Below are 19,439 nucleotides of genomic sequence, written 5' to 3' on the forward strand. Positions count from 1 at the left end.
CGAGGGCCCTGCCGACAGGCGGGCGAGGGCAGGCGCGGGCGCGCGTGGAGGGGGTGGAGGGGCGGGCCGGCGGGCGCGTCAGCCCGCGCTCGGGGAACGGCCGGGCTACGCGGGCGCGTCCGTCCGGGAGAAGACCGTGCAGCGCAGCTCGCTGGTGTGGCGGCGGCCGTCCACCTCCAGCCAGAGCCCGTCGGGCCCGGGCAGCATCTCGCTGAATTCCAGCGCCCCCTCGGCGCCCTTGACGAGCCGGACGAGCTGGCGCACCAGCAGGGGCGCCTCCCAGTCCAGGAAGACCGGCTTGGGCTCGCCGGGGATCTTCACGAAGCAGTACCGGGGCAGCCCGAGCCGCTCGCGCAGCCGTACGGCCCCCAGGTGCGCCGCCGTGTCCGCGGCCACCGCGTGGCCGCCGGGCGACCACGGGCGCAGGTCGGAGACGGGCACCCGCCAGCTCTCACGCCTCAGGACCACCCGGCCGCAGCGAATGCGGGGAACGTGCGCCAGGTCGTCGGTGCGGATGCCGATTCCACCGAAGTGGCGGGGGAAGGCGAACACCGAAAGCGGATCGTGGCGGATGCCCGGACCACCGGCGAAGGGGGACTTGAGCCGCAGCCGGCCGGACACCCCCCGGGCTCGCAGCTCGAGGTGCTCGGGCGCCACCGTCACCGACAGTTGTGCGGGCTGGACGACCTGGTCGCGCGGTTTGCCGGACCGCCCGTGCACCTCGACGTCCGGGCAGGGGTAGGTCAGTTGGGCACCGGTCTTGTCGAGGTGGGCACGCGCCAGGTCGACGATGATCTCGTCGGGATCCAGCAGTTCCTCGTACCGCTGCTGGGCCTCGGCCACGATGCCGTCGGCGCGGGCGGCCAGCAACGGGGCGAGACTGGAGTGGGTGAGCGGGTCACGCAGGGCGTGGCAGTCCCCGACCACAGCCGTGAAGTCCCCATCGGCCAGGGCCCGGACGTCCCGGGCGGCGAGCATCACGTCGGGGCTGCACAGGGCCGGCACATCGCCCGAGTGCCGGGCGATCAGCTCCTCGAGGCGCGTTCGGTCGACCTGCACCTCGCGCCGGTCCGCGCCCTCGCCCGTGTCCGGGAGCAGGACCTTCCTGAGCTCGCGCTCCACGGCGGCGATCTCGTCGTCCACCTCGGCGCAGGCGGCTTCCAGCTCCGGACGGTCGGCGAAGAACGCCTGGTAGAAGTGGTGCAACGGGACGTCCACACCGATACCGAAGCGGTCCTGTGCCCACCGCGTCAGGATCGCGCGCTCCCGCCGCATCCGCAGACGCGGGGCGAGCAGGACGAGCCCGTACACGGGCGTCAGCTCGCCGGTGACGAAGTCGGTGAGGCCCGGGCCGACGACCAGGTCACGCTGGGGTCCGTGCGCCTCCTCGTAGAAGAGGGACCGGTCCGCGTAGTGGGTGCCGCCGGGGCGCTCGGCGGCCCCACCGGTCAGCGCCTCGAAGTCGGACTTGAGCGAGGCGAGGAGCGCGGCCCGATCAGCCGCCGCGGCGAGCGGGAACTCCGCGAGGAAGCGGTCGAAGCGTTCCAGGGCCGCGTGGAGGTCACCGGCGTCGCCGTCCGCCTCTGCCACCAGCTCACTGAGCGTGTCGAGCGGCCTGACGGCGCCGATCGGGATCTCCGCCGCCGTCACCAGCCAACCGTCCGCCTCGGCCCGGCTCAGCGCCTCGTCCAGTTCGGCGCCCGGGCGTCCGGTGCCCGCCGCCCATTCCCGGTGGAGTTCGTCGACGGTGCGCCGGGCGTCGCAGTGGCACCACAGCCAGTCGGCCGCCTCGTCCACGGCGGAGCTGCCCACCACCACGAATCGCCAGTCGCCGGGCATGCCGGTCCGGGTGCGGAAGGCGAACAGGTCGATCCGGTCGCCGTCCCGGAAGGCCAGCGGTCGCAGGCGGGGCCGGACCCGGCCGCGCAGCCGCGGGTCGGCGCTGAAGGTCTCCGCGAGGCGCTCCGCCGCCCAGTGGCTGAAGAAGGCGACGCGCTCGATCGGGCCATCCGTCCAGGTGAGACCGTCCGCCGTGTCCCGATCGCCCGCTTCGAGCGTGAGGGAGCCCACACTCACCGGCCCGAAGTGGGAGGTGGTCTCGTTCTTCGAAGCGACCCGCTGCAGGTACATCGTGAGCAGGTCGGTCATCCGGCGGCCGGTCCGGTCGGACAGCGCGCCGTCCCGGTCCAGCCAGGACGCGAAACGCGGGTAGTGGGCCTCGTTGGAGAGCAGAAGCACCTGCCGAAGCGCGGTGTCCTCGCGGAACAGCCGGGCGACGTACCGCCGGGACCCCTCCAGCGCTGCCGCGTACCGCTGCTCTAGTGCGGAAAAACTGTTCTTCAGGCCCCGCAGCGCATCCTGATATCCCGTCAGTGGCTCGGCGAACTCGGCCGGCAGCCCGGCGGCGTCCTCTTCGGCGAGGTCGCGTAACAGCCCGAGCCGGGACAACGCTCGCTGCCGGCCGTCGACGTCACCCTGGCGGATCATCTTCGCCAGTTGGTCGGCCAGTTCGGCCGCGTGGTCCGTCGCGGCTCGCGCCGCCGACAGCTCGGCGCTGAGGTCGTGCGCCAACGGATCCAGTGTGTCCAGTGCGAAGCCGGCCTGCCGGAGAAGCCCATGGCTCATCGCGGTCCAGGTTTCAGCCATGACTCATCCCCCATTGCGCACGGCGTGCCAACCGGACCTCTGGTCGCCGCCGGTCAGGACGTGGCACCCGTGCTTCGGGCACACTGCCACCTGTCCCGGCAGAAGAACCTCGAGCCGATAGCTCCGTGTAGTCCCCCGGATTCGTACTCGGCGGATCGTACCCGGCTTGACGGTGTCCTTCCAAGATTATTTCGCGCATGATCGCCGCCGGGGCTCGAGGCCCCGGGCGGGCGCCCTGGAGCGCGCCGATGGCCGCGAACATCTCGTCCGCTTCGTGGACGGGTTGCGTGGCGGCGTCGGTGAGCTCCAGCAGCGAACGCGGCAGTCGCCGACGCGGGTTCGCCCTGCTCGCCGTTCCGCTGACGCTGTTCCGGGCCGCGCCCGACCGTGCGACGGTGCTCGCCCGGCCGCGGACCGTGAGTCTGCGGCCCCCGGCCGAGGACAGCCGTCGGCTGCCCCGCCTGCCGCCAGGCCCGAACGCCGCCGGCGCCGCCGGCGCCGCCTCGAGGAGTCCCTGCCCGCCCTACGGGACGATGCCCGCGCCGGACCCGCCGGTCGCTGCCGGGGGTGCGGTGACATCAACTGCCGCGCATCGTTCGGCCCTTCCGTGGACGGGGCGGACAGCTCGGCGAGGAGCGCGGGATCGGGCCCGTCGTGGCGGGCCGGGCCCTCGTCGATCCCGTCGTGGAAGTCGCACACCAACCGCCCGGCGTGCTCCAGCGTGCGCGCCGACTCGGGTGCGGTGACGTCGAGTTCTCCGGGACGGGCGAGCAGGGGCGGGAACGTGGGCGGGGTCGGGGCCGGCGTGCGGTGTCGGGGGACGGTGCGGTCGTTCGTCCGGGTTCCTGCGGAGGTGCTGCTGCCTGCTCGTGGCCGACGGCTGCTCGCGGGGACGGGGCGGGCGCGGGTGGGTGTTCGGATACCCGGGTCACGGGCGTACGTCGTGGGCGTACGGGGACGACCGGCGGTTCAGCAGGGGGTGGGCGCGTCGAGCGGGGAGGGGACGGAGTGGGACTGCGGTTCGGCCGCCCGGAGGCCGACCTGGTCGCACAGGGCGCCGATACGCGCGGCCGCGGCGGGAGCGACCGGGCCGGTCAGGGCCGCGGCGAGGTCGTCGCAGAGGGCCAGGACGGCGGCCTCGGCCTCGCAGCCCCACAGGGGTCCGAACCGGGCCGGTGGCAGCGCGTGGTGGAAACATGCTTGTACCTCCCTGGAAGTGGTCCGGTGCGCGTTCGACCGGACAGCCGGCGAAGGGGGCACGCCTTTGCGACGGCCTTCACGGATGTGGCCCCCGTCCTGCCCTGAGGATCACCAACGACCTTGTCGATCACGGGTCACGGCCTCGACCCGACGCGCGTCCGAAGGGTCGTGTGGTCTTCCCGCCCTCTTGCCGGGCGCTCGCGAGCTCCTGGGCCCGCGGGCGCCCGGCAAGACGGCGACGGTGCCGGCGGGACAGCAGGACCACCGGTAGGCGAGGACTACGGGATCGCGGCCGGCGACGACGGCGACGTCGACCCGGGCCCGGCCGAGGACGCGGGCCGGAAGGCGTAGGCCGCCGAGGTGCCCAGCCCGCGGGGCTTCGCGAGGGCTCCGAAGGCCGTTCGGCCGAAGCGGCCGGTCAGCTCGTGCCACCGGTAGGAACCGGCCAGTGCCTCCTGCAGGGCTCCGACGAATTCCACCGCGTCGGGGGGTACGGTCCCGGGGGCCCCGGCGAGGGTGTGCACCCTGGCGGTCAGCAGGGCGTTGACGATGTCTTCGGCGCCACGCCGGTCGGTTCCGAGGACCTTGCGGGTCACCTCCACACCGTTGTTGCCGACCGTGCCCTCGGCGGCCTCCCGGTCGTAGGACACGATGTCGTTGTGCAGGCTGACGCCGTCCACGAACGCGTCCAGGGCGGTGCGGAACTCGCGGCGGCCGTGGACGTGCCGCGGGAGCTCGCCGACCGCGTGTTCCATCAGCACGGCGGTGAACTGCAGGCCGCCGAAGTCGCGGCGGGCCCCGAGGTACTCGATCAGGTCGGTCACGGCGTGGTCGACGTGGTCGAGTTCCCACAGCACTCCGTCCAGGAAGCGCCGCACGCTGCCGACGAACCGGTCGCGCCAGGGCAGGGTCATGGTCGCGGCCGTGCCGGACCACAGGTCGGCGAAGGCCCGCTCCACCGGATTGTCCGGGACGAGCGGCCGTGGGAGGCCGTCCAGCGGCAGGAACCGCATCAGCCGTTCCACCCGGGCCTCGGCCGACGCCCGGTCGTGGTCGCGCCGGACGAGCGGCAGGAACAGATCGTCGACGAACCACAAGGCGACGTGCCAGTCCGTGACGAGCTCCAACTCGTGGGCGCCGGCGTCCGGGTGGGTCAGGGCGACGAACAGCGGGAAGTCCGCCCGGCCGAACGCGTCCTCGCTCCATCGCTCCGGCCACTCCAGGTACTCCTCGTCGAACATGCCCATCCGCCCGGCCCACTCCCTGGCGTGTGCGCGGGCCTGATCGACGTGCGGGTTGAGCCGGGACCGGAACGGCATGTGGAACCGCGGCCGTGCAAGGAACCCCATGGTCGGCAGTCTCCCGCCCCGGCACCCGCTCCGGGCCCCGATCATGCCGGAGCCACCCCTACGGGTCGGGTTGCGCGCCGCGCCGTGACCGCCGTGGACGTCCGGCTGTCGAGGTCGTTCCGGTGCCTTCCCCGAAACGGACGGCTCGTCCGGAATGACGTCCGGGCCGACTGTAGGCGCTTCGCCCGTACCGGCGGCACTCGTCCGGCATTCGGCCCAGCGGGCCCGCCCTCCAGGGGCGACGCCTGCCCGTCCCGGCCACGGCACCGGCTCGAAATGGATATGCGCAGGGTATGAGAATCACCTGCCGCGCCGCCCTCGGCGTCCCGTTGATGGCCGCTGCCGCCCTGGTCCTGCCCGTCGGCCCGGCCGCCGCGGCCACCGGAAACCTCTACCTCAACAACGCGGAGGTCTACACGGACCCCTCCGGCTGCTACCCCCTGGAGGACTCCAGCATCGTCGACAACAACACCGACACGGCCGTGACCCTCTACTCGGGGCCGGACTGCGACGGAGAGGAGCTCGGCCGCATCAGCGCCGGTGACGACGAGAGCGCCACCGGCGCCCGGAGCCTCTACGTCCCCTGACTCCCCCGCGGCCGCCCGCCGGCCGGTGGCCGGGCCGGCGGGCGGGGGGTCACGGGTTCAGCTGCTGCAGGGTGAAGGCCGTCGCCCGGTAGGAGTACTGGGCCACGATGGAGTTGGCGTTGGCGGCCTCCGCGACCGCGAGCCAGTTGCCGGAGTGCTGCAGCTTGAGGACGAAGGCGCCGGAGGCCGGGTCCACGGTCTTCCAGAACTTCTGGTTGGGGCCGATGTCGCCCGAGCAGTCGAACACGCTGATCCAGGAGGCGTCCACGCTCCCGCTGTTGTAGCTGCCGATGCAGTCGCCGTTCTGCCGGTTGCGCAGCACGTAGCTGCTGGTGTCCTCGGGGGCGCCCGGCCACCGGCACAGGCCCCACTGCTGGTTGCGCTGGCCGTTCCAGGGGTACTGGATGAGCGCTCCGTCGAAGAAGGTGCCGCCCTGGCTCATGTCGAGGACCTGCCCGGCCGGGGTGTTGATCCGGTAGTACCCCGAGCAGCTCCAGCCGTTCCAGTCGGACCAGCCGAACTTCGGCGGGGTGTCGGCGGACGCGGGAGCGGCGAGCAGCGTGCCGCCGGCCAGCGCGGCCAGGATGCCGGCGCCGAGCGTGCGCAGGGCGCCCGCGGTCCGGCGCCGCAGCGGGTTCGTCATGGGTTCCTCCGTCGTGGTGTGGGGTGGGTGGGTCAGCAGGAGAGCCGGATCTGGGCGGTGCGGCGCAGGGTGCCGGCCGGTTCGGTCTGGGCGCAGTTGACGCTGCCGATCTCCGGCAGCTCGTAGGTGGTGAAGCTCCCTCCGCCGCCGTCCGGGAAGGCGTTGATCCACACGCCGGTGGTCGGGCCGGTCTGGGCGCAGACGAACTTGGCGTACTCGCCCTGGACCCGGCGGGTGCCGCGGTAGAGGCCGTAGTAGCCGGGCTGGTTGAGGTTCCAGGTGGTCGAGACGGTGGTGCTGGTGGTGGTCGAGGTGGTCTTCTGGACGGAGAAGCCGACCTTGGCCTCGATCTTGACGAAGAGCACGCTCGCCGAGGCGCTGATCTCGGTGCTGCGGTTGACGACGGTGGTGACGGAGTCCACCCGGCTCAGGGTCTCGGTGCGCTGGCCGGTGGTTCCCGGGGCGACGTAGACGGCGAGGAAGTCGGTGACGACGGGGTCGACCTGGAGGGACGTCACGTCCAGCCAGGTCTGGTCCACGGCGGGGTTGCAGTTCGTCGTCGGCGGGCGGGTGCCGGCGTGGGCGGTGCCGGCCCCGATGCCCCCGATCTCCAGCAGGGTCATGATGATCGTGGCGGCGGCCGCGGCCGTCGCCGTCCGTCGGCGGGGCCGGTGGACGAGGGTCATCTGTTCTCCTCCGTGCTCTGGTGGATGGGCCGCACCCCTGCGGCCGGAACCGTGCCGGTGCGGGTGCCAGTGCTGGTGCGGGTGCGGGTGGTGGGGCGGTCCGTCGTGGGGGATGCCGTCCGGCCCGGTGACGATCCTGCGCAAGGCCGTCATGAATTCCTCACGACCCCATCACGCCGCGGGAGGGCGCCCCGGAGCGCGGCGCCGCGTCCAGGGCGCCATGGACACGCCGCCGCGCCCGGGCGAGGATGGCCCTGCCGCACCCGCCACGGGGGCTCGGGGCGCAGGACGACGCACGGCACCGTTCGATCGCCGGAGGCCATGGGGTGGAGTTCAGGATCCTGGGAGCACTGGAGGTGCGGGCCCGGGACTGCGGCCCGCTCGCCGTCGGCGGCCGGCTCCAACAGGCGCTCCTGGCCGTGCTGGTGGCCCACGTCGGCCGGACGGTGTCCGTGCCCCGGATCGTCGACGCGGTGTGGGACGAGTGCCCGCCCGCCACCGCCGACCGCCAGGTCCGGAACATGGTCGGGCTGCTGCGCCGCGCGCTCTCGCCCGGCCCGCGGCGCCCTTCACCGATCCGTACCGACGGGCCGGGCTACCTCCTCGCCGCGGACGGGGTCCGCGTCGACGCGCGGGAGTTCACCGCCCGGGTCGACGCCGCCGCCCGTGCGGGCGCCGACGGCGCGCCCCTGCTGCGCGAGGCCCTGGACCTGTGGCGCGGCCCCGCCCTGGACGGCCTGCCGGGCCGCGCCCTCGCCACCATCGCCGCGGGCCTGGAGGAGCAGCGGATGGCCGCCCTGGAGCGGCTCTTCGAGCTGGAACTGGCGGCCGGCCGGCACGAGCGGATCGTCCCGGAGCTCATCGGCCTGGTCGGGGCCACTCCCCTGCGCGACGGCCTGGTGCGGCACCTGCTGACGGCCCTGCTCCGCAGCGGGCGCCGGGCGGAGGGCCTGGCCGCGTACCGGCGGTACGCGGCCGACCTCGCGCGGGAGCTGGGCCTCGACCCGTCGCCCGAACTCCGCTGCCTCCAGCAGGAGTTGCTGGGCTCCGGCGCACCGAACCCGGCCCCGCCCCGCGAGCCCGCCGCATCGAGGCGGCCGGCCGCCTCGGTACAGCGGCCCCTGCCGCGTCCCGCCCAACTCCCCTGGGAGTCACCCGCCTTCGTCGGCCGCGAGGCGCAGCTTCGCACCATCGGACGCCACCTGGTCGGCCCCGGGGGACCGGGCGGCCGTGCCCCGGCCCCCGGGGCCATCGCACTCGTCACCGGTGCCCCCGGGGCCGGCAAGTCGGCCCTGGCGCTGCGCTGGGCCCACCGCACCCGGGACCGCTTCCCCGACGGCCAGCTCTTCACCGACCTGCACGGCTGGTCGTCCACCGGCCCGCAGCACCCCCACGCCGTCCTGGGCTCCTTCCTGCGCGCCCTGGGCGTGCCGGCCGAGGACGTCCCCGCCCGGCTCGACGAGACGGCGGCGCTCTACCGGTCCACGCTGGCCGGCCGGCGGGTCCTGATCGTCCTGGACAACGCCCTGGACGCCGCGCAGGTCCGTCCGCTGCTGCCCGGTGCCGGGGGCTGCGCGGTCCTCGTGACCAGCCGTGAGCGGCTCACCGGCCTCGTCGTACGGGAGGGCGCCCAGCGGATCGAGCTGGCGGAGTTCAGCCCGGACGAGGGCCGCGCCCTGGTGCGCCGGGTGCTCGGGGCCGAACGCGTCGAGACCCGGGAGCAGGCCGTCGCCCGGCTGCTCGACGCCTGCGGCCACCTCCCGCTGGCCGTCGCGCTCGCCGCCGCCCGGCTGCGCGACCGCCCGCACCACGACCTCACGGACTTCGCCGCCGAACTCGCCGGCAACCGGCTCGACGTCCTCAGCGCGGACGGCGACGACCGGTCCGCCTGCCTGCGCACGGCCTTCTCCTTCTCCTACCGCGCGCTCGACGGGCCCGCCCGGCGCCTGCTGGGGCTGCTCGCGACGAGCCCCGCCGTCGACCTGTCGGCGCCGGTCGCCGAGGTGCTCGGCGGCCTGGAGCGCGGGAGCGGCGCGCGGATCCTGCGCCGGCTGGCCGACGTCCACCTCCTCACCGAGCACCGCGCCGACAGCTACCGCTTCCACGACCTGCTGCGCCTGTTCGCCGCCGAGCAGGGCGTGCGGCAGGAAAGCCGACGCTCCCGCCGCCTCTGCCTGGAGCGCTGGTACGCCTGGTGCCTCCACCACGCCTGCGCCGCCACCCGGACGCTGGTGCCGGGGCGGCCCCACGTGGCGCTGCCACCGCCGCCCCGGGACCTGGGCACCGTCACCTTCGCCGACCCCGCCCAGGCGCTGCGGTGGTGCGACGAGCAGCGGGCCAACCTCCTGGCCACCGCCGCCCACGCCTTCGAGCACGAGGACGACGACGTCGCCTGGAAGCTCCCCTCACTGCTGTGGCCCTACCTGCACCGGACCGGGCCGCACGCGGAACGCCTGGCCGTGAGCCGGACCGCGGTGGCCGCCGCCCGCCGGCTCGACGATCCGCTCGCCCTGGGCCTCAGCCTGAACGACCAGGGGCACGCCTGGGGCTCCGCGGGCGACCTGCCGCAGGCCCGCCGGCACTACGAGCAGGCCCTGGAGCTCGTCCGCGCGGCCGGCGACCGGGCCGTCGAGGCACTGGTGCTGACCAGCCTGGGGGTCTCGCACTTCAACTGCGCGGACTACGCCGGGGCGGCCGACCACTTCGAACGCGCCCTGCGCCTGCTGGCTGCGGACGGTCCGGGCGCCGCCCGGTGGACGGTCCTGCTGTGCGAGACCAACCTCGCCAGCAGCCTCCTGATGCTCGGCCGGGCCGAGGAGGCGCAGGCCCTGGCCGAGCGGCTGCTCGCACCGGAGATCCGCCTGCTGGGCGGCGTCCCGGAGTGCAGCCTCCTGAACGTCGTCGGCATGGCCCGCTATGCCGCCGGCCGCCCCGAGGAGGCGCTGGTCCACCTGGAGCGCTCGCTGGCCGTCGGCCGGACCATCACCGGATACGTCGACCAGCGCGCCAACTCCCTGACCGCCCTGGCCGCCGCCCAGCAGGCGCTCGGCCGCGGCGCCGACGCCCTGCGCTCCTGGGAGGAGGCCCTCGCCATCTACCGCGAGCTGCCCGCCCACTACCGCGACGCGGCGGTCGGCCTGCTGACCTCCCTCGGCTTCACCCCGCCGACACCGCCGTCTCCGGGGCACGAGCACGCCGCTCGCCGCCCGGCCCCGGTCCCGGCAGCCGGCCCGGGCGGCGACGGCACCACCGACCCCGCGCGGCCGTGACCGGCGTCGGGACCTGTCGGGAGGCCTTGCCGGGAGATGTCGGTGCCGTGTGCCGCCGGTGGAGGCGACCGGCGTCAGGACGCGGCCGCGCGCGCCGCCTCGAGTTCGGCCACCAGCCGTTTGACCCGCTTGTTGGTCCGGCCCGAGCTGTGGCCCGCCAGCATGTACAGCGGGTCCGTCCCGCCGGAGGCCAGCACCAGCTCCGGGACGTCGGACGAGTAGACCCTGCCCTCCAGGACGGCCACCCGTACCTCCCGGATGTCCGCCCACGCGTAGGAGCGCGCTCCGAGCAGCCCGGAGTACTTCACCCCGGCCGGCCCGTAGGAGACGCCGAACACCGGCGCGCGGAACGTCAGCACCGCACCCGGGACACCGAGGATCAGGACCGGGATCAGGGGTCCCAGCCCGCGCGCGGCCCCCGTCGTCACCAGGCCCGTCGCCATCACCACGGCGATCAGCAGGCACGCGCCGCCCAGCAGGAAGTAGGTGAGCGACCAGGCCGTACGCCTCGTCCGCTTCCGCATGCCCACGCCCCTTTCCGCTGTCCGCGGCGCGCGGCGCCGTCCGGGGTTCGGGGCTGCCGCCACCGCCCGTACACAAGCATACGAACGTGTGGCCGCGCCGCCGGGGGCAGGGCATCAGCGCGCTTCCTGACCCCTCGTCGTCCTGCTCCGGCCCTCCCCCGGCACCGGCGGGCGCCCGGGCGCGGCGGACTCGACCGGCCCGGCGGCCCGGCGCTGCCGGAGCGGCGGCGTCAGGCCCGCCCGCCGGGGACGGGGGCGAGGCGGCCGAGCATCGCGATCACGGTGATCCGCGTCCTGCTGTCGTTCGTCGCCGCGCAGTGGGCGTCGACGCCCCGCTCGTCCGGTGCCTCGTTCGGCTCGGCCAGGCCCAGCCGGATCAGGTCGACGGTGTACTCGTGGCACCGGGAGTAGTCCGCGGCGGCGCTCACCGCTTCGGCATGGTCGATGCGGCCGGGATCCGCGGCCCGCAGCAGCGCCGGGGTGGGCGGCGGGCCCAGCGTCTCCCCGATCCACCCCGAGACGGCCTCCCGGGGGCAGCCGCGCTCCAGCTTCGAGGTGGTCGCGGCGGAGAGCGCCAGATGGATGAGGAGCGTCCCGAACCAGGCGGTGACCTCGGCCGGGGGCGTGTCCGTGCCCGCCGGCGGCATCACGGCCTGGTACAGCGCGGCCGGGTCGTCGGCGTGCGCGGCGGCGACGACCGCCTTCATCGCGCTGTCGAGGGCGGCCCTGTCGATGGTCATGTCAGCGGTTCTCCCCATGGTCGGCGGCCGTCAACGTAGCGCTCCGGCGCGGTGCGTGGCCGGTGAAGGGGCGGATTTTCCCCGGTACGCGTGAGGAGGGGGTCGACCGGATTGACGGCTGTCGGCTGTCGGCGGTCGGCGGTCACGCGATCCCCGTGGGCCGCGGTTTCGTGGCGGCGTGGTTCCCGACCCTGGTGGTCACGAGTCCCCCCGGGGGGACGGTGACCGGCACCAGGCGCACGCGGTGGCGGCACCCGTGGCTGTGGGCCGTCGCCTTCGTCCTGCCCGTCGTGCCGTTGGCGGCGCGGCCCTCGGGCCCGGGTCGGGACGCCCTTCGGCGTACGGGCCGTCAGGCGACCGCCGACGAGTGCGCGATGGCGGAGGCCGGGACGCGGTGGGCCCGGTCAGTGCGCCCGGCCGGCTGCCGCCTGGGCCCGGAGGGCGTCGACGGCGAGGCGGGCGGCGGTGCCGATGGCGGCGTCGGCGGCGGGCAGGGTGATGGTGGTGGCGGCGGCGCGGGTGAAGACGGCGAGGGCGTAGCGGCCGCCGTCGGGGTATTCGACGACGCCGACCTCGTGGCGCAGCGTGGGGAGGGTGCCGGTCTTGCCGTGGACGCGGACGTCGTCGTAGGGGAAGCCGGAGGCCAGGCGGTGGGGCCAGACCTGGAGGCCGAGGAGGCGTCGCAGGGCGGTGCCGTGGTCGCCGGGGCAGGCGTCGCCGTGCCAGAGGGCGGCGAGCAGGGTGGTCATGTCGCGGGGGGTGCTGTGGTTGGTGAAGGCGGGGTCGAGGACTCTGAGGCGGGCGACGACGGCGGGGTCGACCGGGGAGTCGGGGCCGGTGTCCTCGGCGAGGGCGGCGATGAGGTCGCGGAGTTTGTGGACGGCGACGGTGCGGGTGAGGCCGAGGTCGGCCATGGTGCGGTTGACGGTGTCGAGGCCGATCCGGTCCCACAGGGTGTCGGCGGCGGTGTTGTCGCTGACGGCGGCGGTGAGGTAGGCGAGGTCGCGCAGGGAGAGGCGGGCGTCGTCGAGCATGGCGCCGAGGCCGGTGGACCCGGGGGTGCGGCCGGCGGCGGGGACGTCGACCTGCCGGGTGAGGTCGATCCGTCCGGCGGCGGCCTCGCGGTAGAGCGTCACGAGCAGGCAGAGCTTGTGGACGCTGGCGGTGGAGACGGCGGTGTCGGCGCCGAGGCCGATCTCGGCGCCGGTGTCGAGGTCGCGCGCGTGGAGTCGGCCGGTGACGCCGGCGTCGGCGAAGGCCGCGGCGATGCGGGTGCGTGCGGCGCGGCCGTGCGGGGTCCGGTCGGTGGCCGGGCGGTCGGCGTGCGGGTGCTCGGCGGCCGGGCGGTCGGCTGTGGTGCGGTCGCTGGTCACAGCGGGAACTCCATTGCGGGCCGGGGGTAGAGCGGGGGGCGGTGGGGCGGCTGGGGCAGCAGGCCGCCGGGGCCGGTCAGCGCCTCATGGGCGGCCTGGGCGAACAGCTGGACGGCGGGCCCGCCCCGCCCGGTCGGCCAGGCCGTGGAGGTCCGCCAGGCCAGCGGGGTGCCGGTGAGCGGACGCCAGACTGTACCCGGTGGGGGTGTGGTGCGCGGCACCAGGGCGACGGCGCTGCCGGTGAGCACGAGCGCGCCCGCGACGTCCGGTCCCGGCGGGTCGACGACGGCCTCGGGGGTGCAGCCGTGCCTGGTCAGCGTGGTGAGGACCTCGTCGTACAGGGCCGGGGCGGTGGCGCGCGGGAAGAGGACCAGGCGCAGGCCGGTCAGGTCGGCCACCGCGAGTTCCGGGCGGTCGGCGTGCGGGCCGCCGGCGGCGAGCAGGGCGCCGAGCGGCTGGTGCAGGACGGGGCCGAAGGCCAGTCCGTCGGCCGGGCAGGGGTGGCGGACGACGGCGACGTCGACGGTGTGCTGGGCGAGTTCGCGCACCACGGCCGCGACGGGCAGTTCCCGCAGTTCGAGCCGGGTGCCCGGGGAGGCGGTCTCGAAGCCGGTGAGCAGCGCGGCGAGGGTGGCCGGCCCGAGTTCGGGCGGGACGGCCGCGCGCAGGGTGCCGGCCCGTCCGCTGCGCAGGTCGGCGGCGGTGGCGAGGAGGCGGGCGGCGCTGTCCAGGGTCTCCTCGGCCTCGGCGAGCAGCAGCCGGCCCGCCGGGGTGAGGTCGACGCCGCGCGGGCCGCGGTCGAACAGGGTCACGCCGAGTTCGCGTTCGAGGCGCTGGATCCGCTGGGAGAGCGAGGGCTGGGCGATCCGCAGGCGCTCGGCGGCGCGGCCGAAGTGCCGTTCCTCGGCGACGGCGCGGAAGTGGCGGAGGTGCCCCAGCAGGTCCATGGCCAGCAATCATAGGTGTTTTCTTATCGCTCACTTCACGATTGCGGTCTTGGACTGGGAGGTCCGCGGCCTGTTTAGCTGAGCGTGATCGCGCGGATCGCGGCGGTGTGGACCACCGCCGCGGGGCGCGACCGTGATGACACGAACCACCTGGGGAGACCACTGATGACGCCCGACCTCCGCCGTACCGGCACCCGTACCCGTACCCGCATCGCGCTGCCCGCGGTGGCCCTGCTCGTGGCCGCGCTGGTCGGCGGGTGCGGCCGGGCGGACGGCGCCTCGACGGCGGCGGCCACCGGCGCCACTACAACGACGACGGCGGCGGGGGCGGCCTCCGCCGCCGCGGCGGACGCGGCCTTCGCGGAACTCGAGCAGCGGTTCGGCGCCCGGCTCGGCGTGTACGCGGTGGACACCGGCAGCGGCCGGGAGGTCGTCCACCGGACCGACGAGCGGTTCGCGTTCGCGTCCACGATCAAGTCGCTCGCCGCCGGGGCCCTGCTGCGCAAGGCCTCCGACGCGGACCTGGACAAGGTCGTCCCCTACCGCCAGGAGGACGTGCTGGCGTGGGCACCGATCACCTCGCAGCACGTGGCGACCGGCATGAAGCTGCGCGACCTGGCCGCCGCCGCCATCCAGTACAGCGACAACACCGCGGCCAACCTCGTCTTCGCCGAACTCGGCGGCCCGGCGGCCGTCCAGCAGTCCCTGCGCGACCTGGGCGACTCGACCACCAGCGTCGACCGCACCGAACCCACCCTCAACGAGGCGACCCCGGGCGACACCCGCGACACCAGCACGCCGCGCGTCCTCGCCGCCGACCTGCACCGCTACGTGCTCGGCGACGTCCTCCCGGAAGGCCGGCGCGGGCTGCTGACGGACTGGCTGGTCGGCAACACGACCGGCGGCCCGTACATCCGCGCGGGGGTGCCCGCCGACTGGCGGATCGGCGACAAGACCGGCAACGCGGGCTACGGCACCCGCAACGACGTCGCCGTGGCGTGGCCGTCGGGCGGGCGCGCCCCGATCGTGATCGTCGTCCTGACCGACCGCGGCAAGGCCGACGCCACCTCCGACGACGCCCTGATCGCCCAGGCGACGAAGACGGTCGTCAGCGCCCTCGGCTGACGTCCGTATCCGCATCCGTCCCGAAGGAGCATCCCCTCCCGAAGGAGCGCCCCTTCCCGACCGACCAGGAGCCCCGACCGCGATGATCCGACCCACCCGCCGGGCCGACACGGACGCCGACTTCACCCGGCGCCGTCTCGCCCAGCTCGCCGTCCTCGGCCTCGCCGCCGGGGCCTCGCCGACCGCCCTTCCGGGCACGGCCTCGGCCGCCGTCCCCTCCTCGGCGACGGCACCGCCCGCCGGCCGTCCGCACTACGACCGCGCCCGCCGCCTCGCCGCCGACGACCCCGTGCTGCGGGCCCTGGTGACGGCGCTGACGCCCGGCTCCGTCCTTCCCCCGCTGCCCGCGCCCGCGCCCGTCAAGCTGTTCGACAACCTGGTGCTGCTGAGCGCGGGCTGGGTCTCGGCGATGGCGGTGCTGACGGACGACGGCATCGTGCTGATCGACGCGCTCACCTCACCCGCCGATGCCGAGGGCGTCGTCGTCCCCGGGCTGCGGGCGGTCGGCGCCGACCCGGCGGCGATCCGGCACGTCGTCGTGACCCACGGCCACGCGGACCACTTCGGCGGCGCCCAGACCCTCGCCGACCGCTACGGCGCCCGCGTGCACATGTCCCCGGCCGACTGGGACCTCCTCGCCCGCACCCGTCCCGCCGACGCCCCCGTCCGCGACCTCGACATCGCGGACGGCGCGCAGCTCACCCTGGGCGGCACGACGATCGAGCTGCACCACGCCCCGGGCCACACCCCCGGCACCGTGTCCCCGGTCATCCCGGTCCGGGCGGGCGGCCGGTACCACAGCGCGATGCTGTGGGGCGGCCTCAACCCGCCCTCGACGGTGGCGGAACTGCGCACCCTCCTCGCCTCCGTCCACTCCTTCCGGGCCGTCATGCGCCGGACGAACGTGGAGGTCGAGCTCTCCAACCACCCGAACGACCACGGCCTCGAACGAGCCGAACAGCTGCGGCACCAACCGCCCGGCGCCGCGAACCCCTTCCTCCTCGGCGGCCCCCGCACGCAGCGGTACATGGCGGTCATGGACGCGATGGTGCGCGGCCGCATCGCCGACGCGGAGGCCGCGGAGGAGGCGGGGCGGAGGCGGGAACCGGGGCACGTGGAGCCCGGACCGTAGCGGCTCCGCACGCCTGCCGCGGGATTCGGGCATGAAGCCGGAGCTTGTCGTCTGCGTGGTGTCCGAGGCAGACGCCGCTCCTCCAGGTCGGGTGGACAAGGCCGCACCACCCCGCACATGCACAGGTGGTGGATCGTTTCCCGCGTTCGCGGCGGTCGCTTCCCGTTGTGGCGGGGGTCCTACGGCGGCAGGATGAGTCGTCGTGACTGCCGACCTGCCGTTGTTGCTTCTGGACGTCGACGGGGTGCTGAACCCGTTCGCCGCGGCGGTGTGCCCGGCGGATTACCAGGAGTACGGGTTCTTCCCCGGTGAGGAGCCGGTGCGTCTGAACCGGGTCCACGGGCGATGGCTGAACGGACTTGCCGAGCACTTCGAGATCGTTTGGGCGACGGGTTGGGAAGAGGAGGCGAACGAGTTCCTCGCGCCGTTCCTGGGGCTGGAACGGTTGCCGGTCGTCTTCTTCCCGCCCAAGCCGTTCGAACCGTGTGAGAAGGTGCCGGCGGTGGCGGCCTTCGTCGGAGAACGGGCAGCGGCCTGGGTGGACGATGCGCTGACGCCGCAGGCGCGGGCCTGGGCCGACGGCCGCGCGGCCGCGACCTTGCTGGTCGACACCGATCCGTGCGTGGGCCTGACCTGGAGTGCGGTCGAGCAGTTGTCGCGGTGGTCGATGGACCTGAGGCGGCCGAAGGCTGAGTGACCGTCGGTGCCCGAGACCGCGAAGCGCTCCGATGCCGCTCCGCCGACCGGGACATCGCCCTGATCAAGCGGGCCACCGCCCCGGCCACCTCCGAGGCCCTGCGGCAGTACACCGGCATCGAGGGCCTGCCGGACCAGCGCGTCACCGTCTACCTGCTGGTCGACCCCACCGCCGCCGACCAGGCCGAGGCCCGGGTCACCGGCCTCCTCGGAACGGGGGTTCAGCGGGGGGCGTCGGAGCTGACGTCGACGGTGAACTGGCGCTTGATCTGGTCCGGCCCTCCGAGCCAGTCCCCACCGAGCTCGTCGCGGTAGGCGATGTGCACGGTCATGGTGGTACGGCCGGGGTTCTGGGCACGGAAGGTGAAGTAGTAGCGGCCGCCCGAGCCGGTGTTTCCGATGTCGCCGAAGTCGAACAGGTCCCTGACGTCGAAGTTGTGGACGTACTCGTCACCGGCGGCCTTCGCGACGGCCGGGTCGGGGGCTGGAGCGGCCATGCTCCAGACGTCGCCTGCCAACCGGTAGGCGGGCACCTCCACGGAGAACAGCTCGCCGGGCTTGACGGTGATCTGTCCCGAGGTCTGGGTGAATACGGTGCCGTGATCGAGTCTGCCGGTGGTCTTCCGGTGGACGGTCACCGCGCGCATGGTGGCCGGGACGGCCAGCGCCGCGACGACCACCAGCAGGACGAGGCGCCACCTGCGCTTCACGGGGTCGCTTCCCGGTGGGTGACACGCAGCGCCAGGACGGCGTCGACCCGGCGGGTGACCATGGCGGCTGCTTCCAGCCAGCCGCGGGCCGCGGCGGCGGCCGGTCCGGGCAGCGGTTCGGGCAGGGCGGCCGCGAAGCGGGTGCCGCCGGCGCGGACGGTCTCGCCGAGGAAGGCCAGGGCCCGTGGCAGCGTGCCGAGCCGGTCGACGGTGATCGCGGCGGCCACCGCGCCGTCGCTGCCCATATTCCCCCCATGTTGTTCGACACGCTCCGCAGAGCGTCGAACAGCATAACGTCAGCCGGCGGCACGCCGGTGGACGTCGGGTCGCAGGGCCTGGTCGAGGGCGGTGCCGCCGCTGCCGGCGCCGGCGTTCGTCCGGTGAATCCCCGAACTCGGCCGGGGGGAGGCCGGGTTGCGGTCGCGGGGCTGGCGGCCGGGGTGGCGTGTGGTCAGTCGGTGTCGGTGGCGGCCAGGACTGCGAGGTGTCGGCCGTCGGGGTGTAGGGCGGCGAGGGCGAGGTCCCAGGCGACGTTGTGGAACCAGGGGGCGGACGCGGTGCCGAGGCGGAGCCAGGTCGTCTGCCGCACGCGGTCGGCGGTCCGGGTGATCGGCGCGTCGGCGGGGGTGCCGGTCAGGGCGGCCAGGGAGCGCCAGGCGGCGAGTCTGCCGTAGGCGCCGTAGTTGCCGTGGCCGTAGGCCGGTGCGCGCAGGGCGGCGGTGAGCAGGGTCCGCAGGGCGAGGTCGGGGTCGGAGGGGTGGAGCCGGGCCGGGGTCTGGCCGGGCGGCCAGGGGGTGAGCGGCAGGAGCGCGAGGAGTGCCGGGAGGTCTTCGGGGGTGACCGGGTCGGGTAGCCAGAACTCCTGGGCGGCGAGCTTGCCGTTGGACTGGGCGAGCCAGTGGGCGACGGCCGCGCCCATGGCCTCCGTCGTGGCGGGCAGGCTGGTCTCGGTCGGTTCGGCCGCGGCCGCCCGCTGCCGCGTCGCCGGCGTGGTCTCCAGCGCGTCGCCCGGCTCCGGCCACACGGCCGGGACCGTCCAGGTCCAGTCGTCGGCGGCCTCCGCGGGGCGCCGCAGCCCGTGCTCCTCGGGCAGCAGGGCCAGCGGCAGTACGGCGAGCGGGTGGCCCTCGGCCAGGAGGGTGTCGGCGAAGGCGCGCAGCGCGGGGTGGCCGTTGACCGCGTCCGAGACGAGCACCGTCTCGTGGAGCAGGCAGGCCGCGAACTCGCGCGCGTCCGCGGTCTCGGGTGCCCGGTCGAAGACCTCGTCGGCGATGTCCTCGATGCGGTGCCCGTGGGCGACGACCGCGGCCAGGTAGCGCGGGGAGACGCCGGGGTGCGGCGAGTCCAGCACGCGCACCAGGGCGCGCAGGCTCTGCGGCCCCGGGCGGGCGGCCAGGGCGTTCAGTGTCCAGTACAGGGCCGCGGCACAGTGCCCCTGGCGGTCCCGGCCGACGGCGGTGCGGGCGGCGAGTTCCGCCGCGAGGCCGCCGGCCCAGTCGAACTCGCCGGTGGCGACCCGCGATTCGACCTCGGCGCGCAGCACGGAGACGTCCGCGTCGTCGGCCTCGCACAGGGCGTCCACCGTGCGGGTGATGTCCTTGTCCATGGCGTGATTGTTTCCCGGCGGCGGGTGGTCCGCCGCCGGCGGCGCGCCCGCCGACGCTCGGCGTCGGCGCGGACCGGTGGCCGCCACGGCCCCTGCGACCTGCGGATTCGGCGAATTGTGACGCGAACGCGTCCATGTGCTGCGGGCGCGTTTCGTGTTCGTGTCCACTTGCCCTGGTCCCTGGTGCCGGGTGTCGCTCGCACACA

The 19,439-nt window shown here is 74.8% G+C and carries 16 protein-coding genes; 5 read left to right on the forward strand and 11 right to left on the reverse strand.

Translation table 11 applies throughout. The features are described from left to right. Window positions 1-105: 105 nt before the first annotated feature. Together AE652_RS01650 and AE652_RS01660 are read right to left on the reverse strand one after the other, a co-directional pair. Window positions 106-2,646 (reverse strand): lantibiotic dehydratase, encoded by a 2,541-nt coding sequence (locus tag AE652_RS01650; protein WP_082345158.1) that lies wholly within the window; start codon window positions 2,644-2,646, stop codon window positions 106-108. A gap of 1,478 nt (window positions 2,647-4,124) precedes the next feature. Further along, window positions 4,125-5,195: a hypothetical protein gene (locus tag AE652_RS01660; RefSeq protein ID WP_049649249.1), complete on the reverse strand. Its 1,071-nt coding sequence runs from the start codon at window positions 5,193-5,195 to the stop codon at window positions 4,125-4,127. A 293-nt stretch (window positions 5,196-5,488) separates the two neighbouring features. Here AE652_RS01660 and AE652_RS44740 point away from each other — a divergent pair, with 293 nt between their 5' ends. Continuing rightward, complete coding sequence (locus tag AE652_RS44740) at window positions 5,489-5,782, forward strand: hypothetical protein (protein WP_049649250.1); 294 nt, start codon at window positions 5,489-5,491, stop codon at window positions 5,780-5,782. Window positions 5,783-5,831: 49 nt separating this feature from the next. On the opposite strand, the gene AE652_RS01670 is transcribed toward AE652_RS44740, so the two are convergent. Both AE652_RS01670 and AE652_RS48940 read right to left on the reverse strand, forming a co-directional pair. Further along, window positions 5,832-6,425: an RICIN domain-containing protein gene (locus AE652_RS01670; protein ID WP_049649251.1), complete on the reverse strand. Its 594-nt coding sequence runs from the start codon at window positions 6,423-6,425 to the stop codon at window positions 5,832-5,834. Window positions 6,426-6,457: 32 nt separating this feature from the next. Then, the gene (locus tag AE652_RS48940) at window positions 6,458-7,111 is read right to left on the reverse strand and encodes a hypothetical protein (protein WP_049649252.1); all 654 of its coding nucleotides are present in this window, start codon (window positions 7,109-7,111) and stop codon (window positions 6,458-6,460) included. A gap of 326 nt (window positions 7,112-7,437) precedes the next feature. Between AE652_RS48940 and AE652_RS01680 the strand changes: the two genes are divergently transcribed. Then, window positions 7,438-10,380: a BTAD domain-containing putative transcriptional regulator gene (locus tag AE652_RS01680; RefSeq protein ID WP_049649253.1), complete on the forward strand. Its 2,943-nt coding sequence runs from the start codon at window positions 7,438-7,440 to the stop codon at window positions 10,378-10,380. Between the two features lie 74 nt (window positions 10,381-10,454). Here the strand turns inward: AE652_RS01680 and AE652_RS01685 are convergent, their stop codons facing one another. From AE652_RS01685 to AE652_RS01700, 4 genes are all read right to left on the reverse strand, one after another. Continuing rightward, complete coding sequence (locus AE652_RS01685; RefSeq protein ID WP_159028310.1) at window positions 10,455-10,904, reverse strand: hypothetical protein; 450 nt, start codon at window positions 10,902-10,904, stop codon at window positions 10,455-10,457. A 230-nt stretch (window positions 10,905-11,134) separates the two neighbouring features. Next, window positions 11,135-11,644, reverse strand: coding sequence for a hypothetical protein (locus AE652_RS01690; protein ID WP_049649255.1), 510 nt, complete (start codon window positions 11,642-11,644; stop codon window positions 11,135-11,137). A gap of 404 nt (window positions 11,645-12,048) precedes the next feature. Then, window positions 12,049-12,912, reverse strand: coding sequence for a serine hydrolase (locus tag AE652_RS01695; protein WP_049649268.1), 864 nt, complete (start codon window positions 12,910-12,912; stop codon window positions 12,049-12,051). 101 nt (window positions 12,913-13,013) lie between these two features. Next, window positions 13,014-13,964: a LysR family transcriptional regulator gene (locus tag AE652_RS01700; protein WP_049649256.1), complete on the reverse strand. Its 951-nt coding sequence runs from the start codon at window positions 13,962-13,964 to the stop codon at window positions 13,014-13,016. A gap of 165 nt (window positions 13,965-14,129) precedes the next feature. Here AE652_RS01700 and bla point away from each other — a divergent pair, with 165 nt between their 5' ends. From bla to AE652_RS01715, 3 genes are all read left to right on the forward strand, one after another. Continuing rightward, entirely contained in the window at window positions 14,130-15,089 is a 960-nt protein-coding gene (gene bla / locus AE652_RS01705; RefSeq protein ID WP_063780020.1) for a class A beta-lactamase, read from the forward strand. Between the two features lie 82 nt (window positions 15,090-15,171). Continuing rightward, window positions 15,172-16,221 carry an MBL fold metallo-hydrolase gene (locus tag AE652_RS01710; protein WP_049649257.1) on the forward strand — a complete coding sequence of 350 codons (1,050 nt, stop codon included), beginning with the start codon at window positions 15,172-15,174 and terminating at the stop codon, window positions 16,219-16,221. A gap of 202 nt (window positions 16,222-16,423) precedes the next feature. Next, on the forward strand, window positions 16,424-16,918 hold the full coding sequence (locus AE652_RS01715) for an HAD domain-containing protein (RefSeq protein ID WP_049649258.1): 495 nt from the start codon (window positions 16,424-16,426) through the stop codon (window positions 16,916-16,918). 220 nt (window positions 16,919-17,138) lie between these two features. On the opposite strand, the gene AE652_RS01720 is transcribed toward AE652_RS01715, so the two are convergent. From AE652_RS01720 to AE652_RS01730, 3 genes are all read right to left on the reverse strand, one after another. Then, window positions 17,139-17,627, reverse strand: coding sequence for a protease inhibitor I42 family protein (locus AE652_RS01720; RefSeq protein WP_049649259.1), 489 nt, complete (start codon window positions 17,625-17,627; stop codon window positions 17,139-17,141). After that, on the reverse strand, window positions 17,624-17,872 hold the full coding sequence (locus tag AE652_RS01725; RefSeq protein WP_053111931.1) for a hypothetical protein: 249 nt from the start codon (window positions 17,870-17,872) through the stop codon (window positions 17,624-17,626). The genes AE652_RS01720 and AE652_RS01725 overlap by 4 nt, the downstream gene beginning before the upstream one ends. A 206-nt stretch (window positions 17,873-18,078) precedes the next feature. Next, a complete protein-coding gene (locus tag AE652_RS01730; RefSeq protein ID WP_049649260.1) occupies window positions 18,079-19,233 on the reverse strand; it encodes a DUF6183 family protein in 1,155 nt (384 codons plus the stop codon). Window positions 19,234-19,439: the final 206 nt, after the last annotated feature.

The sequence above is a fragment of the Kitasatospora sp. MY 5-36 genome, assembly GCF_001182915.1.
In the GTDB taxonomy this organism is placed as follows: Bacteria; Actinomycetota; Actinomycetes; order Streptomycetales; family Streptomycetaceae; genus Kitasatospora.

Coding starts and splice junctions, on each gene's coding strand:
- AE652_RS01650 (WP_082345158.1), bottom strand. CDS start 2,646: ATGGCTGAAACCTGGACCGCGATGAGCCATGGGCTTCTCCGGCAGGCC.
- AE652_RS01660 (WP_049649249.1), bottom strand. CDS start 5,195: ATGGGGTTCCTTGCACGGCCGCGGTTCCACATGCCGTTCCGGTCCCGG.
- AE652_RS44740 (WP_049649250.1), top strand. CDS start 5,489: ATGAGAATCACCTGCCGCGCCGCCCTCGGCGTCCCGTTGATGGCCGCT.
- AE652_RS01670 (WP_049649251.1), bottom strand. CDS start 6,425: ATGACGAACCCGCTGCGGCGCCGGACCGCGGGCGCCCTGCGCACGCTC.
- AE652_RS48940 (WP_049649252.1), bottom strand. CDS start 7,111: ATGACCCTCGTCCACCGGCCCCGCCGACGGACGGCGACGGCCGCGGCC.
- AE652_RS01685 (WP_159028310.1), bottom strand. CDS start 10,904: ATGCGGAAGCGGACGAGGCGTACGGCCTGGTCGCTCACCTACTTCCTG.
- AE652_RS01690 (WP_049649255.1), bottom strand. CDS start 11,644: ATGACCATCGACAGGGCCGCCCTCGACAGCGCGATGAAGGCGGTCGTC.
- AE652_RS01700 (WP_049649256.1), bottom strand. CDS start 13,964: ATGGACCTGCTGGGGCACCTCCGCCACTTCCGCGCCGTCGCCGAGGAA.
- bla (WP_063780020.1), top strand. CDS start 14,130: ATGACGCCCGACCTCCGCCGTACCGGCACCCGTACCCGTACCCGCATC.
- AE652_RS01710 (WP_049649257.1), top strand. CDS start 15,172: ATGATCCGACCCACCCGCCGGGCCGACACGGACGCCGACTTCACCCGG.
- AE652_RS01725 (WP_053111931.1), bottom strand. CDS start 17,872: ATGGGCAGCGACGGCGCGGTGGCCGCCGCGATCACCGTCGACCGGCTC.
- AE652_RS01730 (WP_049649260.1), bottom strand. CDS start 19,233: ATGGACAAGGACATCACCCGCACGGTGGACGCCCTGTGCGAGGCCGAC.